The 14648-nt window shown below is 46.4% G+C and carries 18 protein-coding genes; 14 read left to right on the top strand and 4 right to left on the bottom strand.

Annotation, left to right across the window (positions count from 1 at the left end; translation table 11 throughout):
• Positions 1–45: 45 nt before the first annotated feature.
• Together L3V27_RS20340 and L3V27_RS20335 are read right to left on the bottom strand one after the other, a co-directional pair.
• Positions 46–534 (bottom strand): TIGR02444 family protein, encoded by a 489-nt coding sequence (locus L3V27_RS20340; protein WP_005397673.1) that lies wholly within the window; start codon positions 532–534, stop codon positions 46–48.
• On the bottom strand, positions 531–2450 hold the full coding sequence (locus tag L3V27_RS20335) for an ABC transporter ATP-binding protein (protein ID WP_031780646.1): 1920 nt from the start codon (positions 2448–2450) through the stop codon (positions 531–533). Before L3V27_RS20335 ends, L3V27_RS20340 begins: the two co-directional genes overlap by 4 nt.
• A gap of 209 nt (positions 2451–2659) precedes the next feature.
• On the opposite strand from L3V27_RS20335, the gene kefG reads away from it, so the two are divergent.
• From kefG to L3V27_RS20310, 5 genes are all read left to right on the top strand, one after another.
• Positions 2660–3253: a glutathione-regulated potassium-efflux system ancillary protein KefG gene (gene kefG / locus L3V27_RS20330; protein WP_046874534.1), complete on the top strand. Its 594-nt coding sequence runs from the start codon at positions 2660–2662 to the stop codon at positions 3251–3253.
• Complete coding sequence (kefB, locus tag L3V27_RS20325; protein ID WP_237312617.1) at positions 3237–5033, top strand: glutathione-regulated potassium-efflux system protein KefB; 1797 nt, start codon at positions 3237–3239, stop codon at positions 5031–5033. The genes kefG and kefB overlap by 17 nt, the downstream gene beginning before the upstream one ends.
• Before the next feature lie 33 nt (positions 5034–5066).
• Positions 5067–5267, top strand: a complete 201-nt coding sequence (locus tag L3V27_RS20320) for a YheV family putative zinc ribbon protein (RefSeq protein WP_005381449.1) — start codon at positions 5067–5069, stop codon at positions 5265–5267.
• Between the two features lie 92 nt (positions 5268–5359).
• Complete coding sequence (gene slyD, locus L3V27_RS20315; protein WP_047010415.1) at positions 5360–5896, top strand: peptidylprolyl isomerase; 537 nt, start codon at positions 5360–5362, stop codon at positions 5894–5896.
• Between the two features lie 130 nt (positions 5897–6026).
• Positions 6027–6968 (top strand): isoaspartyl peptidase/L-asparaginase, encoded by a 942-nt coding sequence (locus L3V27_RS20310; protein ID WP_237312616.1) that lies wholly within the window; start codon positions 6027–6029, stop codon positions 6966–6968.
• A gap of 84 nt (positions 6969–7052) precedes the next feature.
• Here the strand turns inward: L3V27_RS20310 and L3V27_RS20305 are convergent, their stop codons facing one another.
• Entirely contained in the window at positions 7053–7280 is a 228-nt protein-coding gene (locus tag L3V27_RS20305; RefSeq protein WP_005381455.1) for a SlyX family protein, read from the bottom strand.
• Positions 7277–8263: a PQQ-binding-like beta-propeller repeat protein gene (locus L3V27_RS20300; protein ID WP_046874532.1), complete on the bottom strand. Its 987-nt coding sequence runs from the start codon at positions 8261–8263 to the stop codon at positions 7277–7279. The genes L3V27_RS20305 and L3V27_RS20300 overlap by 4 nt, the downstream gene beginning before the upstream one ends.
• Positions 8264–8391: 128 nt before the next feature.
• Between L3V27_RS20300 and fkpA the strand changes: the two genes are divergently transcribed.
• The 9 genes from fkpA to L3V27_RS20255 form a co-directional block, all read left to right on the top strand.
• The gene (fkpA, locus tag L3V27_RS20295; protein ID WP_005397659.1) at positions 8392–9174 is read left to right on the top strand and encodes an FKBP-type peptidyl-prolyl cis-trans isomerase; all 783 of its coding nucleotides are present in this window, start codon (positions 8392–8394) and stop codon (positions 9172–9174) included.
• A gap of 143 nt (positions 9175–9317) precedes the next feature.
• Positions 9318–10040, top strand: coding sequence for a transcriptional regulator (locus L3V27_RS20290; protein WP_031780643.1), 723 nt, complete (start codon positions 9318–9320; stop codon positions 10038–10040).
• Positions 10037–10432, top strand: a complete 396-nt coding sequence (tusD, locus tag L3V27_RS20285) for a sulfurtransferase complex subunit TusD (protein WP_046874531.1) — start codon at positions 10037–10039, stop codon at positions 10430–10432. Before L3V27_RS20290 ends, tusD begins: the two co-directional genes overlap by 4 nt.
• Entirely contained in the window at positions 10429–10785 is a 357-nt protein-coding gene (tusC, locus tag L3V27_RS20280) for a sulfurtransferase complex subunit TusC (protein WP_005397648.1), read from the top strand. Before tusD ends, tusC begins: the two co-directional genes overlap by 4 nt.
• Before the next feature lie 7 nt (positions 10786–10792).
• Complete coding sequence (gene tusB / locus L3V27_RS20275; protein ID WP_047010412.1) at positions 10793–11068, top strand: sulfurtransferase complex subunit TusB; 276 nt, start codon at positions 10793–10795, stop codon at positions 11066–11068.
• A 177-nt stretch (positions 11069–11245) separates the two neighbouring features.
• On the top strand, positions 11246–11620 hold the full coding sequence (gene rpsL, locus L3V27_RS20270) for a 30S ribosomal protein S12 (protein WP_004399892.1): 375 nt from the start codon (positions 11246–11248) through the stop codon (positions 11618–11620).
• Positions 11621–11721: 101 nt separating this feature from the next.
• On the top strand, positions 11722–12192 hold the full coding sequence (gene rpsG / locus L3V27_RS20265; RefSeq protein ID WP_005382796.1) for a 30S ribosomal protein S7: 471 nt from the start codon (positions 11722–11724) through the stop codon (positions 12190–12192).
• 75 nt (positions 12193–12267) lie between these two features.
• A complete protein-coding gene (fusA, locus tag L3V27_RS20260) occupies positions 12268–14367 on the top strand; it encodes an elongation factor G (RefSeq protein ID WP_005397643.1) in 2100 nt (699 codons plus the stop codon).
• Between the two features lie 153 nt (positions 14368–14520).
• On the top strand, positions 14521–14648 hold a 128-nt coding region (locus tag L3V27_RS20255), incomplete at its 3' end, for a GTP-binding protein (protein WP_227484038.1).

Raw genomic sequence — 14648 nt, 5'->3', positions numbered from 1 at the left:
CTTATTAATATAATCCTTTATAAAGATTATAGGTATTCTACAGATTTATGGGCGTTTTGGTGGGTGAATGTTTGGCACCGGAATAGCAAAGGCCTGTTGCAAATGCTCACCACCAAGTTGACGACAGTATCTCAGCGTGAGTGGGGCGCCATCATTTTTGACCAGCGTGAGCGAGTTAATGCAGTTCACCAAATCCGCTTGTTGCTGCTTTTCTAGTTGCAGCTCAAACTGCAAGGTTTCACGATATAAAGCGTCATTGACTTGAGACTTAAGATGGCGACGTAAGTCGCGAAAAGAGTGCAGTAAGGTTTCGCTTCGGCCCAGACAGCTTTGTACCAGAGGCCAGTCTTTTTCTTGGAAAATGAGTTGCTGCTCATCGAGCCATCTGAGCAGCAGGAGTAGGTTCACGTTGCCGTGATAATTGTTCTGTAATGATAAACACGCTTCTTTCACTTCTCGCACACCATAAAATTGCAGACTGAACTGCCAAAGGTGTTCTAGGGTGAGTGTGTATTCAGCGTGTTGATTACTCATTGATTAAACTCTAGCTCCATCTGCTCCAGTTCTTCCTGAGCAGACATCCATTCCATTTCAATTTCTTCGAGCTCTGCCTTACTAGAAGCTTGAAGAGCCAGCACTTGGTTAAGTTTAGCTTTATTTTCGGCTTCATACAGTGAGTTATCTGCCAATTGTTCTTCAGCTTCGGCCAGTGCAGCACCTAACTTATCCATTTTATTTTCTAATTGTGTCAGCGTTTTGCGAATTGGCGCCGTCTGCTTACGAAATTCTGCATCGCGACGTTTCTGCTCTTTTTTCGCTGCCGCGCTGTTGGCGCTATCTTTGGCTGGCTGTGCGGCTTGTGCTTCTTTGCGTTCCGCTCTTTGTTGCTCGGTTAACCACTTGTAGTAGTCGTTTAAGTCACCATCGAACGGCGCAACTTGACGATCGTGCACCAAGTACAAGTCATCGGTTGTAGCACGCAATAGGTAACGGTCGTGCGAAACAATCACCATTGCACCTTCGAACGTTTGCAGGGCCATCGTCAATGCCTGACGCATGTCCAAATCCAAGTGGTTGGTTGGTTCATCAAGTAGCAACAGGTTTGGCTTTTGCCACACAATTAAGGCCAGCACTAAACGGGCTTTTTCACCACCCGAAAACGGCGCGACTTTCTCCAGTGCTTTGTCGCCTTGGAAGCCAAAGCTGCCCAGGTAATCACGTAGCTGTTGTTCGGTTTGATCCGGCGCGATCTGCATCATGTGTTGCAGCGGCGTTTCCTCTGGGTGCAGCGTTTCTAATTGATGCTGAGCAAAGTAACCTATTTTTACGCCTTGTGAGTAAGTCAGATCGCCACCTTGCGCGTTAAGCTCACCTGAGAGTAATTTGATTAAGGTCGATTTACCCGCGCCATTACGGCCGAGCAGACCAATGCGACTGCCAGGAACCAAGTTCAAGCGGATCTTCTCTAAGATCAGGTTGTCACCGTAGCCTGCCGATACTTCATCCATCATCATGATTGGGTTTGGCAGAGCCGCGGGCTCACGGAATTGGAAGCTAAATGGGTTATCGAATTGAGCGGGTAACACTTTCTCCATGCGCTCCAAAGCTTTAATACGGCTTTGAGCCTGGCGTGCTTTAGAAGCTTTATAACGGAAACGGTCGATGTAGCTTTGCATGTGCGACATCTGTTTCTGTTGCTTCTCGAACATCGCTTGCTGCAGCACCATTTTTTGCGCTCGTTGGTTTTCGAACGACGAATAGTTACCCGTGTATTCGTTCAATTGTTGGTTTTCGATGTGAATAATACGGCCAACAATGGGGTCAAGGAAGTCACGGTCGTGCGAGATCAGGATCAGTGTGCCTGGGTAGTTTTGTAGCCAACGTTCAAGCCACATCACCGCGTCTAAGTCCAAGTGGTTGGTTGGCTCATCGAGTAGCAATAAGTCAGAACGGCACAATAGCGCTTGAGCTAAGTTAAGGCGCATACGCCAACCACCTGAGAATTGAGTCAAACTCCAACTCATTTGCTCTTGGCTGAAACCTAAACCGTCGAGCAATTCTGCCGCGCGAGCGCGAATGCTATAACCGCCGATGGTTTCAATTTTACCGTGGATCTCGGCAACCAAGGTGCCGTTGTCTTGTGCTTCCGCTTCAGCCAACTGCTTTTCGAGCGCTCGGTACTCGCGATCACCATCAATGACGTATTCCAGTGCAGTGCGCTCTAGCGCAGGCGTTTCCTGTGCGACCCAAGCCAACTCCCAATGTTGAGGTTGGCTAAATGAGCCTGCATCAATCGACAGTTCATCTTTCAGCAATGCAAATAGCGTTGATTTACCGCAGCCGTTTTTGCCCACAAGACCGACTTTATCGCCAGGATGGATAGTCGCTGAAGCTTGATCTAAAAGAGGTTTACCGCCACGCAGTAACTGAATATCAGAGAAGGTAATCATAAAGTTTTCATTCACTTTGCGCAGTGCGCGTTGCTTGGTTACATAGCGAAGTGGTTTCAATCGTTTTTAAAGCCACTTGGGTATATATCTAGCGGTGAATAGTAGGGGTATTGGCCGGAAAAGTCGATTGATTCGCTTTAATTGCATTATGCTGTACAAAAAAGTATAACAATTTGATAACGGATAAAAATAACCACAAGGACGACCATTTGGCTGTTGCACCGTCTATTCTCCCAAGAGTTCTGGTCATTTATGCTCATCCAGAGCCACATAACTCGATTGCTAATCAAGTGATGATTAAAAAAGCTCAGTCGCTTGATCACGTCACTGTGCACGATCTTTACGGTGTTTACCCTGACTTCTTTATTGATGTGAATTACGAACATGAGTTGTTGCTTACGCATGATGTGATCGTGTTTCATCACCCGCTTTATATGTATTCATGCCCAGCCCTGTTAAAAGAGTGGTTGGACCGAGTGCTGGGCAAAGGTTTTGCTTTTGGCGGAGGTTCGGCGCTAGAGGGAAAATACTGGCGTAGTGTGATTACAACGGGGGGGAAAGAAGAGGCCTTTAGCGCGAAGGGGTACAACAAATATCCATTAGAGCAAATCCTACAACCGTTTGAACTGACGGCCGCCTTGTGTCAAATGCACTGGATTGAACCTTTGGTGTTGTATTGGTCGCGTAATGTCTCGGATATTGAGCGGTATGAGCACGCCGAATTGTATCGTCGGTGGTTGAACAACCCACTTGAAAACTGGGAAGCAACAGACCAAGGAGGTCAGTATGGCGATAACCAGTGAGTTTCTTCAAAGTAGCGTGGTCTTTCTCTCGGCTGCGGTTATCGCGGTGCCGATTGCTCAGCGTCTCGGACTTGGCTCGGTTTTAGGTTATTTACTTGCCGGTGTGTTGATTGGCCCATGGGGGCTTGGCTTAATTAGCGACGTTGATGCCATTTTGCATTTTGCCGAGCTTGGGGTTGTGTTGTTACTGTTTTTGATAGGGCTGGAATTAAACCCTAAAAAATTGTGGCAGATGCGAGGGCCGATTTTAGGTTTAGGCGGTGCGCAGGTTGTGGTCACGACCGCCGTGATTGGTAGTGTCGTCAGTATGTTCGGCGTAAGCATGCAAGTGAGTTTGGTTATTGGGATGGGGTTGGCGCTGTCCTCGACGGCAATTGCTCTTAAAGTGATTGAAGAGCAAGGGCTCAATGGCACCGAAACGGGTCAGTCTGGTTTTGCGGTATTGCTCTTTCAAGATATTGCCGTGATCCCAATGTTGGCAATGTTGCCCTTGCTTGCTGGCGGGCAGAGTGGCGGTAGTTGGTTGGATGTCTTCACGGTATTAGGCAGTGTGGTGGCCCTGTTGATTGGTGGTCATTTCTTATTGCGTCCACTATTTCGTTTTGTTGTGATGAGCGGCGTTCGTGAGCTCTTTACCGTCGCCGCACTATTGGTCGTGCTTGGGATTTCTGTCGTGATGCAAAAGCTCGGGCTTTCTATGGCCCTAGGGACTTTCTTAGCCGGCGTTCTGCTGGCTGAGAGTGAGTATCGACATGAATTGGAAATCGCTATCGAGCCGTTTAAAGGTTTGTTGTTGGGTTTGTTCTTCATCGCGGTTGGCATGGCGGTAAATTTGGGGTTATTGGCATTACACCCTTTAGAGATTCTGGGCGCGGTGGTGGCTTTGGTCGTGGTTAAGGGCTTGGTTTTGTATGCATTGGCGAGAGCTGCCCGTGTCGGAGCCAAAGCGAGAAGCCGTATGGCCGCGATTTTAAGCCAAGGTGGTGAGTTTGCCTTTGTCATATTTACCGCAGCGAGCCAAGAGGGCATTTTATCCAAAGAGCAAGTGGCTTTTCTGTTGGTGGTGGTCAGTCTATCCATGGTGACGACACCACTTTTGCTGATGGGACAAAAAAAATGGTTTGCTCATACCCTGAATCAAGAAGAAGAGGGCATGACCACGAAAGTAGTGGATCGTCGGCCACGTGTGATCATTGCAGGCTTTGGACGTTTCGGTCAGATCGTCGGACGTTTAATGTATGCCAATAAAATCAAAGTGACGGTATTAGAAAGTGATGCCAGCCAAATTCACCTACTGCGCAAGTATGGTTACAAAGTGTTTTATGGCGATGCTACCCAAATTGATCTTTTGCGGGCTGCTGGCGCAGATAAAGCAGAAGCATTGGTCATTTGTACCGATTCACCTGATGAGGTGATGGCCATCGTTGATATCTGCCGCGTGCACTTCCCGAAACTTAAGTTGCTAGCCCGAGCAAGAAGCCGTGTCGAGGCGTATCAGTTAATGAGCCACGGTGTCGAGAATTACTCTCGTGAAACATTTTTAGGGGCATTGGATCTCGGTCGCCAAGCGCTCGTAGAACTTGGTATGCACCCTTATCAAGCAAAGCGGGCAGAAGCACATTTTCGTAAGTTAGATAATGCTATGCTTAAGGACTTATTGCCTCAGCACAATGAAGATAAGAAATTGGCTCAGAGAGCGAAAGAGGCACGCAAAGAGCTAGAAGAAATTTTTGGTCGTGAGATGGAGAGCGACCATCAGTCACCTAATCATTGGAAGTAGTACTTGAGCCAAGACTCAAGCTAAGGAAATAGCGTGAAAATCAAGAAACGTTTTATTGCCGGCGCTAGCTGCCCAAATTGCAGCCAGCAAGATACCCTGCGCTGGTGGATTGAAAATAATATCGAGTTAGTTGAGTGTGTCGAGTGTGAGTTTACTGAGCAGCGTAAACCGCAATCTGTAGAGAAAAATAAACACTCAGATCAGGAAATGATCGGAATTTTTAAGCCGGAATAATTGAACTTCGATAATTGATCCCCATAATACACCCAGATATCTCAGTACTTAACCCCATTCAGGTTAAGTCAATTAATCTCCCTGGAGTTAGTATGAAAATTGAAAAGAACGTTGTTGCAAGCCTTGCATACAAAGTAATGTTGGAAGACGGTGTGGTTGTTGATCAATCAACTGCAGAAGCGCCTCTAGATTACCTTCACGGTCACAACAACCTAATCACTGGTCTTGAAAAAGAGCTTGAAGGTAAAGTGGCTGGCGACAAGTTCTCAGTAACGGTAGCTCCTGAAGAAGCTTACGGCGAGCACAACGATGCGCTAGTACAACGCGTTCCTGCGGATGTATTCCAAGGCGTTGACCAAATCGAAGTGGGCATGCGCTTCCTAGCTGACACTGACCAAGGTCCAATCCCTGTAGAAGTAACAGAAGTTGACGGCAACGAAGTGGTTGTTGACGGTAACCATATGCTAGCTGGTCAAACACTAACTTTCGAAGTAGAAGTTATGTCTACACGTGAAGCAACAGCAGAAGAGATCGAACACGGTCATATCCATCAAGCTGGTGGTTGTGGTCATGACCATGATCACGACGATGAAGGCTGCTGTGGCGGCGGTAGCTGTGGTTCTCATTAATCACAAGCTCCTTCACTAGATAATCTTATCTAGTAAAGCTTTGAAAAGCGCAAGTTGAGGTTTCAACTTGCGCTTTTTGTTTATCTAAGGTGTAGTGCATAGAAGAAAAGAACAACTCATGGAAAAAGCGATGACAAAACCTTTCTCGATTGCGATTCATGGTGGCGCAGGCACCATTTTACGTGAACAGATGAGCAATGAATTTCAGCAATCCATCTTGGCTGATTTGGAAGCGTCGGTAAAAGCTGGCTATCAAATTCTAGAGAAAGGCGGCGACGCTTTGGATGCGGTTGTGGCTGCAGTAATAGTATTGGAAGACTCGCCTAACTTTAATGCGGGTAAAGGCTCGGTGCTGACCAACAACGAAATGGTAGAAATGGATGCCTCTGTCATGGATGGTCGAAACCAAGCCGCAGGCGCGGTCGCTGGTGTTCGTCATATCAAGAATCCAATTGAGCTCGCTCGTGACGTGATGCGAAACAGCAATCACGTGTTGTTGGTGGGTGAGGGCGCAGAGCAGTTTGCTTTTGAACAAGGCCATGAGTATACCGAACAGGATTACTTCTTTACTGATCGCCGTTATGAGCAGTTGCTGTCTATGCGTGAGAAAGGGCTGTTTGCTTTGTCGGAATCTCGCTACCCAGATGATCGTAAACATGGCACCGTCGGAGCCGTAGCGTTGGACCAACAAGGTAACTTAGCAGCTGCAACCAGCACGGGTGGCGTAACGAATAAGCAATACAATCGAGTTGGGGATTCGGCTTTGATAGGCTGTGGCACGGTGGCCGAAAATGGCGTTGTCGCAGTTTCAACTACGGGTGTCGGTGAGTTTTTTATCCGTAAACGTGTCGCAGAAGACGTCGCCGCGCGGATGCGTTACTTACAAGAAGATATTCATACTGCTTGTGAGCATATTATTCAGGGGGAACTGAAAGAGATGGGCGGCGAAGGCGGTTTAATCGCAATTGACGCGCAAGGTGAGCTGCACTTTGCGATGAACAGCTCTGGTATGTACCGAGCTGGCATCAACACTCAAGGCGAGTTGAGCGTCAAAATCTACGCTGACGAATAGCTTCCCCTTGAGCAATATTCTTAAGTAATCAATACAAAAAAGCCCAGAATATGTTCTGGGCTTTGTGCTATTTGAGCCTGCATTTTAATAATGCGGTGGTGGGGTTTCTTCTGACGGATCGGCTAAATTCGACGAGTCCATATTTTTTACTTTACCTACCACATATTTCATCTGATCGAGCATCTTGGTAATTTGCAGTTGCTGCTGCGATAAGGCGCCGTTCAGATCTTCAATAGTCTGTTCTTGGAACGCAAGCTGACATTCTAAGTCATTAATGCGTGCTTCCAATTGCTGAATGATTTTTTCTGTCATGATCCGTTCTCTAACTGCCAAGCTTGGGCAATACCTGCTGAAGTAGCAGTAATTACGCGTTGTTTTGAATCAAAGGCTGCATCATACACGACCGCACGGGGAGGGCGAGTGTCTTTTTTTGGCTCAACTTCAAATCCGCCAATCCGTTTTCCGGTTTGAGTATCCCATATTGAAACGCGGCCAGAAGGCGTTCCTGTCACTAACTGAGTTCCGTCGTCAGAAAATCGCGCAGTAGAAAAGATCAATTGGCGCGACCAACTGCTCAACTGTGTGACTTCTTGTCCAGTTTTTAAATCCCAAATTACCGCTTGGTTTCCGCCATCGGATGTCATTGCTAACTTGCCATCTCGTTGCAGGGCAACACGAACAACCCGTTGTTCATGTTCGAAGGTCCGCAGCACTTGTCCGGTTTCGGTGTCCCACAAATACGCTTTGTAGTCATTACCACCAGTCAGTGCGAAGCGGCCATTAGGAGAAATGGCGACGGAATTGACTTTTTCACGATGCGCAAGGAACTCCAAGCGACGTCCGGTGACTAAGTTGACGTAAATTGCTTTACCGTTGGATAACCCGAGCAGAACTTGCTCACCGTTACTGGTGATATCAACGTCGCGAATGAGCGCATCAGAAATAGACCAAAGGCCTTCGGATTGCGTCCAACCTAAGTCCCAAACTGCGAAGTTCATTTGGCTTGCTGTGACTGCATAGCGACCATTGTCAGAGATACGAATATGGGATACCACGTTGGCATCGGCATCGAGCTCGCCCAGGTTGGCTAGTTGTTCATTTTGCTCTAGGTCCCACAACATCAAATGGTGTTGCTGAGAATAGAGCAGAGCAAATCGTCCATCTCTGCTAAGTGCGAAGCTCGTCGCACCCTGAGGCTCTATCGGCCAACGGTGCACTTCACGCTCGGCGAAAAAGCAACCATTTAACGTGGTGATGACAATTAAATATAGGAATAAATGAGAAATTCTTTGCATCACATCTAATAATCCGGTTTGTGTCTTAAGACATATAGCTAGTATATTGGTATAACGATTGTCTTCACTAGTCTCATAGAAGATTTGTGCACAACAACCAATGGCAAAGCCATTATTGGGAGAATTTAATGAAATCAGTTTTAAAAGTGTCGCTACTTGCTGCAACAGTTATGCTAGCGGTAGGTTGTCAGAAAGAAGAAACTAAAACAGAAGCCGCACCTCAAGCAGAACAAGTTCAAGCAGAAACCGGTAAAGCGGTTCACTTTAAAACCGACGACGATAAAGCGGCATACGCAATCGGTGTTTCATTTGCTAACTACCTAAGCACAAGCATCGACAAGCCAAGCGAAATCGGCATTAATCTTAACAAAGACTTGGTGCTAAAAGGTATCGAAGACGTCTTCAAAGGCAATGCTGAGTTGAATGAAGAAGAAACACGTGCAGCACTAGAATCTCTAGATAAGCGTGTTGCTGAAAAGATGCAAGCACAAGCGGCTGAGAAAGCAGCTGAAGCAAAAAAAGCTGGCGATGATTTCCGTGCTGAGTTCGAGAAGCAAGAAGGCGTAGTGAAGACAGATACAGGTCTTCTATACCAAGTTATTACTCCTGCTGAAGGTGAGAAGCCAAAAGACACTGATACGGTTCAAGTACACTACAAAGGTACGCTAATCGATGGTACGCAATTTGATAGCTCTTACGATCGTGGTGAACCTGCAACATTCCCACTTAACCGTGTAATCCCAGGTTGGACAGAAGGTGTTCAGCTAATGCCTGTGGGTTCTAAATTCAAATTCGTTATCCCGCCAGAGCTAGCATACGGTGATCAAGACACACCAAGCATTCCTGCTAACTCAACGCTAGTATTTGAAGTTGAGCTGCTAAAAGTTGAGAACGACAACGCAGAGCAATAACAATAAGCCGCGATAAGTTATTGAAAAAGGTCCGTTTAACGGGCCTTTTTTGTTCTAGGTCACTAGTTGGTGAGTTTGCTAGGTTGATTTTCAAATTTTCTGATAAACTTACACCAATTTGTTGATTTTTCGCTCGAAGGCTTATGACAACTACAGAAACAATAAACGCGGAGATGCTGCTCGAAATGGAATCCGTTAACGTGATGCCGTTTACCGAGCACGACAAAATCATTTTAAGATCTTATGAGGCGGTCGTTGATGGTATCGCCAGCCTGATAGGTCCCTTTTGTGAAATCGTTCTTCACTCGCTAGAAGACTTAAATACCTCTGCAATTAAAATCGCTAACGGTGAAAACACGGGTCGCCAAGTCGGCTCACCGATCACTGACTTAGCGCTTAAAATGCTAAAAGACATCGAAGGCTCGGAGCGCAACTTCTCACGTTCGTACTTTACCCGTGCAAAAGGTGGCGTGTTGATGAAGTCGATCACTGTCGCCATTCGTAATGGTGAAAATCGCGTTATTGGTTTGTTGTGTATCAACGTCAACTTGGACGCGCCCTTCTCGCAAGTCCTTCAATCTTTCATGCCAACGCAAGAAGCAAAAGAAGCGGCTTCCTCCGTTAACTTTGCTAGTGACGTAGAAGAGCTGGTGGACCAAACTGTTGAACGCACCATCGAAGAGATCAATGCGGATAAATCCGTATCGAACAACACCAAGAATCGCCAAATCGTGATGGAATTGTACGACAAAGGCATCTTCGATATTAAAGATGCCATCAACCGCGTTGCAGATCGTCTTAACATTTCAAAACACACCGTCTACTTATACATTCGTCAACGTAAAACCGAGGACGATGAAAAGTGAGTAAACTGACTTACACGTTGGTGGTGAACGGTCCTGTTTACGGTAGCCAGTCAGCGCGCAGTGCTTATCAGTTCGCCAAGGCGGTGATTGAGCAAGGCCATCAGTTAGTGAGCGTTTTCTTTTATCAAGAGGGCGTGACCAATGGTACTGCTTTGAGTGTGCCTGCCAACGACGAATTTGATCTCAATAAGGCATGGCAATCTTTGGCAAAAGAGCATGGTGTTCGTCTAGAAACTTGTGTTGCTGCGGCTTTGCGTCGCGGGATCGTAAGTGAAGAAGAAGCGAATCAACATGGTTTGGTCCAGAGCAATCTAGCGGAAGGTTTTGAGCAAGCCGGCTTAGGTAGCTTAGCCGAAGCGATGTTAACCCAAGACAGAGTGGTACAGTTTTGAGTCAGCTAACTTATCTATTTCGTAGCGCACCGCATGGCAGTGCGGCTGGTCGTGAAGGTGTGGATGCACTGTTAGCCGCGTCGGCTTACTGTGAAGATATCAGCGTCATTTTCATGGGAGATGGGGTTTACCAGCTTCTACTAGGACAAGAACCGAGTAAGATCTTGAGCAAAGATTATGCGCCGATGCTGAAGCTTTTCGATTTATACGATATCGAACAAGTCTTTGTGTGCTCAGAGTCATTAGCTCAGCGAGGTTTGGCTCAAGCGGATTTAGTCATTGAAGCTCAAGCGTTAAGCTCAGAGCAGCTCAAAGATAAGTTGCAACACGCTGGCAAGCTACTGTCGTTCTGAGGAAGTTATGCTACATATTATAAAAACGGTCTCCGCCCTAGAAGACGCCATGCCCTTATGTAATGTACAGGATGACATCTTACTTATAGAAGATGCCGTGTACGCTGCTAACTCGCAGCATAAAGCGTTTTCCCACCTAAAAAACCGCAGTGTATTTGTGCTAGAGAGCGATATTCACGCTCGCGGTATTGCGAATCGTATCAGTCCATCACTGACGATCGTGAATTACTCAGGCTTCGTTGAGCTCACAGTTAAACAGGATAAATCGCTTACTTGGGATTGAACGTGATTTACTGTCGCTAAAGCTTTACGGATGAATTGTCCTAATTGAACAAAAAAGATCCGTATATTTCTTGACACACCTCTCACTGCTGCATAGAATTTTGCGTCCCTAACTGCAATGGTAGTTGGGGATAGATTTTTCACAAAGCTTACTTTCAAGTAAATCAGGAGCTAGTTAATGGCAACTATTAACCAGTTGGTACGTAAGCCTCGTGCAAAGCAAGTTGTTAAAAGCAACGTGCCTGCACTAGAAGCGTGCCCACAAAAACGTGGTGTATGTACTCGTGTTTACACTACTACACCTAAAAAACCTAACTCAGCACTTCGTAAAGTTTGTCGTGTACGTCTGACAAACGGCTTCGAAGTTACATCGTACATCGGCGGTGAAGGTCACAACCTTCAAGAGCACAGTGTTGTACTAATCCGTGGCGGTCGTGTAAAAGACCTTCCGGGTGTACGTTACCACACTGTTCGCGGTGCACTTGACTGTGCTGGCGTTAACGACCGTAAACAAGGTCGTTCTAAGTACGGTGTGAAGCGTCCTAAGTCTTAATGGATTCCGTTAAGTAAGGCCAAACACTAAATTATTTTTAATTTTTTGAAAAAACTGAAAAGTTTTGGATAAAACCTGAAGAAGACAACGGAGATAAATCCATGCCACGTCGTCGCGTCATTGGTCAGCGTAAGATCCTTCCAGATCCAAAATTCAAATCTGAATTGCTGGCAAAATTCGTTAACATCCTAATGGTTGACGGTAAAAAATCTACTGCAGAGAAAATCGTTTACACTGCACTAGATGCTATGGCTGAAAAGTCTGGTAAAGACCACTTAGCTATTTTTGAAGAAGCTCTTGAAAACGTACGCCCTGCGGTAGAGGTTAAATCTCGCCGTGTTGGTGGTTCAACTTACCAAGTACCTGTAGAAGTACGTCCGGTTCGCCGTAACGCACTTGCTATGCGTTGGTTGGTTGAAGCTGCGCGCAAGCGTGGTGAAAAATCTATGGCTCAACGCCTAGCAGCTGAAATGCTAGACGCGTCTGAGAACAAAGGTACTGCGGTTAAGAAACGTGAAGACGTTCACCGCATGGCTGACGCAAACAAAGCGTTCGCTCATTACCGCTGGTAATACCTTCTGTGCTGCGAGGTTCTCTCGCAGCACTTTTCTATACTCTAAGGTACACCTTAGTAAGAGGATACAATCGTGGCTCGTAAAACTCCTATTGAGCGCTACCGTAATATCGGTATCTGTGCTCACGTAGATGCAGGAAAAACAACCACAACTGAGCGTATTCTGTTCTACACTGGCCTTTCTCACAAAATCGGCGAAGTTCACGATGGTGCAGCAACCATGGACTGGATGGAGCAGGAGCAGGAACGTGGTATCACTATCACATCCGCTGCGACTACTACATTCTGGCGTGGTATGGAAGCACAGTTCCCTGAGCATCGCGTAAACATCATTGATACCCCTGGACACGTTGACTTTACTATCGAAGTAGAGCGTTCTCTTCGTGTACTTGATGGTGCTGTGGTTGTGTTCTGTGGCTCATCTGGTGTTGAACCTCAGTCTGAAACTGTATGGCGTCAAGCAGACAAATACCACGTTCCACGTTTGGTATTTGTAAACAAGATGGACCGTGCGGGCGCAGACTTCCTACGCGTTGTGGACCAAATTAAAAATCGTCTTGGTGCGAACCCTGTTCCAATCCAACTGAACGTTGGTGCAGAAGATGAGTTCAGAGGTGTCATCGACCTTATCAAGATGAAGATGATCAACTGGAATGAAGCCGATCAAGGCACTTCGTTTACTTACGAAGACATCCCAGCTGACATGATCGAACTTGCTGAAGAGTGGCGCAACCACATGGTTGAATCCGCTGCCGAAGCTAGCGAAGAGCTGATGGACAAGTACCTTGAAGAAGGTGAATTGACTGAAGCTGAGCTCAAACAAGCTCTACGTACTCGTACACTAAACAACGAAATCGTACTGGCCACTTGTGGTAGTGCGTTTAAGAACAAAGGTGTTCAAGCGGTACTAGATGCTGTGATCGAGTTCTTGCCATCGCCAGTTGACGTACCTGCAATTAAAGGTGTTGACGAAAGAGAAAATGAAGTTGAGCGTCACGCTGACGACAACGAACCATTCTCTGCGCTAGCATTTAAGATCGCGACTGACCCATTCGTGGGTACGCTAACGTTCATGCGTGTTTACTCTGGTGTAGTAAACTCCGGCGACGCTGTTTACAACTCTGTAAAAGAGAAGAAAGAGCGTTTCGGTCGTATCGTTCAGATGCATGCGAATAAGCGTGAAGAAGTGAAAGAAGTTCGCGCTGGTGATATCGCTGCTGCTATCGGTCTGAAAGACGTAACAACAGGTGACACACTGTGTGATCAGAACCACAAAGTGATTCTAGAGCGCATGGAGTTCCCTGAACCAGTTATTCAGATTGCTGTAGAACCTCGTTCTAAGGCAGACCAAGAGAAAATGGCTATCGCGCTAGGTAAACTGGCTGCGGAAGATCCATCATTCCGCGTGGAAACGGACGACGAATCAGGTCAGACTCTGATCTCAGGTATGGGTGAACTTCACCTAGACATTATCGTTGATCGTATGAAGCGTGAATTCAGCGTTGATTGTAACGTTGGTAAACCTCAGGTTGCTTACCGTGAAACCATTCGTGGTAAAGCGGAAGTTGAAGGTAAGTTTGTTCGTCAATCAGGTGGTCGTGGTCAATACGGTCATGTGTGGGTCAAACTTGAGCCTTCTGAACCTGGCGAAGGTTTCGTATTCGTAGACGAAATCGTGGGTGGTGTGATTCCTAAGGAATACATCAGTTCGGTATCGAAAGGTATCGAGGAACAAATGAATAGTGGTGTTCTAGCGGGTTACCCTGTACTAGATATTAAAGCTACACTATTTGATGGTTCTTACCACGATGTAGACTCAAGCGAGATGGCGTTTAAGATCGCTGGCTCGATGGCATTCAAGAAAGGTGCACTAGAAGCACAACCTGTGATTCTAGAACCAATGATGAATGTCGAAGTAACCACTCCGGAAGACTGGATGGGTGACGTTGTTGGTGACCTAAACCGTCGTCGCGGTATCATTGAAGGCATGGACGAAGGTGTGGCTGGTCTTAAGATCATCCGTGCTCAAGTACCACTATCTGAAATGTTCGGTTACGCAACTGATCTACGTTCTGCAACTCAAGGCCGTGCGTCTTACTCTATGGAGTTTCACGAGTACGCTGAAGTGCCGAAAAACTTCGCAGATAAAATTATTGCAGAGCGTGGTTACTAATTGACGATTGAACTACAAAAAGTTTACGACTTTTTGCGAGATCAGGGCGTCCAAATATTGCGCTAACGGGCGTTGGCGCATAAAATAACAATTTCTGGCGCGTCGTCGATCAATAATGATCACGACGAATCATAACTAGGAAGGAACACGATCGTGTCTAAAGAAAAATTTGAACGTACGAAACCGCACGTTAACGTTGGTACTATCGGCCACGTTGACCACGGTAAAACAACTCTAACTGCAGCTATCTGTACTACTCTTGCTAAAGTTTACGGCGGTGT

The organism is Vibrio sp. J2-3(2022) (genome assembly GCF_021725735.1).
GTDB classification, from domain to species: Bacteria; Pseudomonadota; Gammaproteobacteria; order Enterobacterales; family Vibrionaceae; genus Vibrio; species Vibrio diabolicus.
The sequence above is the reverse complement of the archived record's forward strand: the minus strand, read 5'-3'. Positions and strand labels throughout refer to the sequence as shown.

Coding starts and splice junctions, on each gene's coding strand:
- L3V27_RS20340 (WP_005397673.1), bottom strand. CDS start 534: ATGAGTAATCAACACGCTGAATACACACTCACCCTAGAACACCTTTGG.
- L3V27_RS20335 (WP_031780646.1), bottom strand. CDS start 2,450: ATGATTACCTTCTCTGATATTCAGTTACTGCGTGGCGGTAAACCTCTT.
- kefB (WP_237312617.1), top strand. CDS start 3,237: ATGGCGATAACCAGTGAGTTTCTTCAAAGTAGCGTGGTCTTTCTCTCG.
- slyD (WP_047010415.1), top strand. CDS start 5,360: ATGAAAATTGAAAAGAACGTTGTTGCAAGCCTTGCATACAAAGTAATG.
- L3V27_RS20310 (WP_237312616.1), top strand. CDS start 6,027: ATGACAAAACCTTTCTCGATTGCGATTCATGGTGGCGCAGGCACCATT.
- L3V27_RS20305 (WP_005381455.1), bottom strand. CDS start 7,280: ATGACAGAAAAAATCATTCAGCAATTGGAAGCACGCATTAATGACTTA.
- L3V27_RS20300 (WP_046874532.1), bottom strand. CDS start 8,263: ATGCAAAGAATTTCTCATTTATTCCTATATTTAATTGTCATCACCACG.
- fkpA (WP_005397659.1), top strand. CDS start 8,392: ATGAAATCAGTTTTAAAAGTGTCGCTACTTGCTGCAACAGTTATGCTA.
- L3V27_RS20290 (WP_031780643.1), top strand. CDS start 9,318: ATGACAACTACAGAAACAATAAACGCGGAGATGCTGCTCGAAATGGAA.
- tusB (WP_047010412.1), top strand. CDS start 10,793: ATGCTACATATTATAAAAACGGTCTCCGCCCTAGAAGACGCCATGCCC.
- rpsL (WP_004399892.1), top strand. CDS start 11,246: ATGGCAACTATTAACCAGTTGGTACGTAAGCCTCGTGCAAAGCAAGTT.
- rpsG (WP_005382796.1), top strand. CDS start 11,722: ATGCCACGTCGTCGCGTCATTGGTCAGCGTAAGATCCTTCCAGATCCA.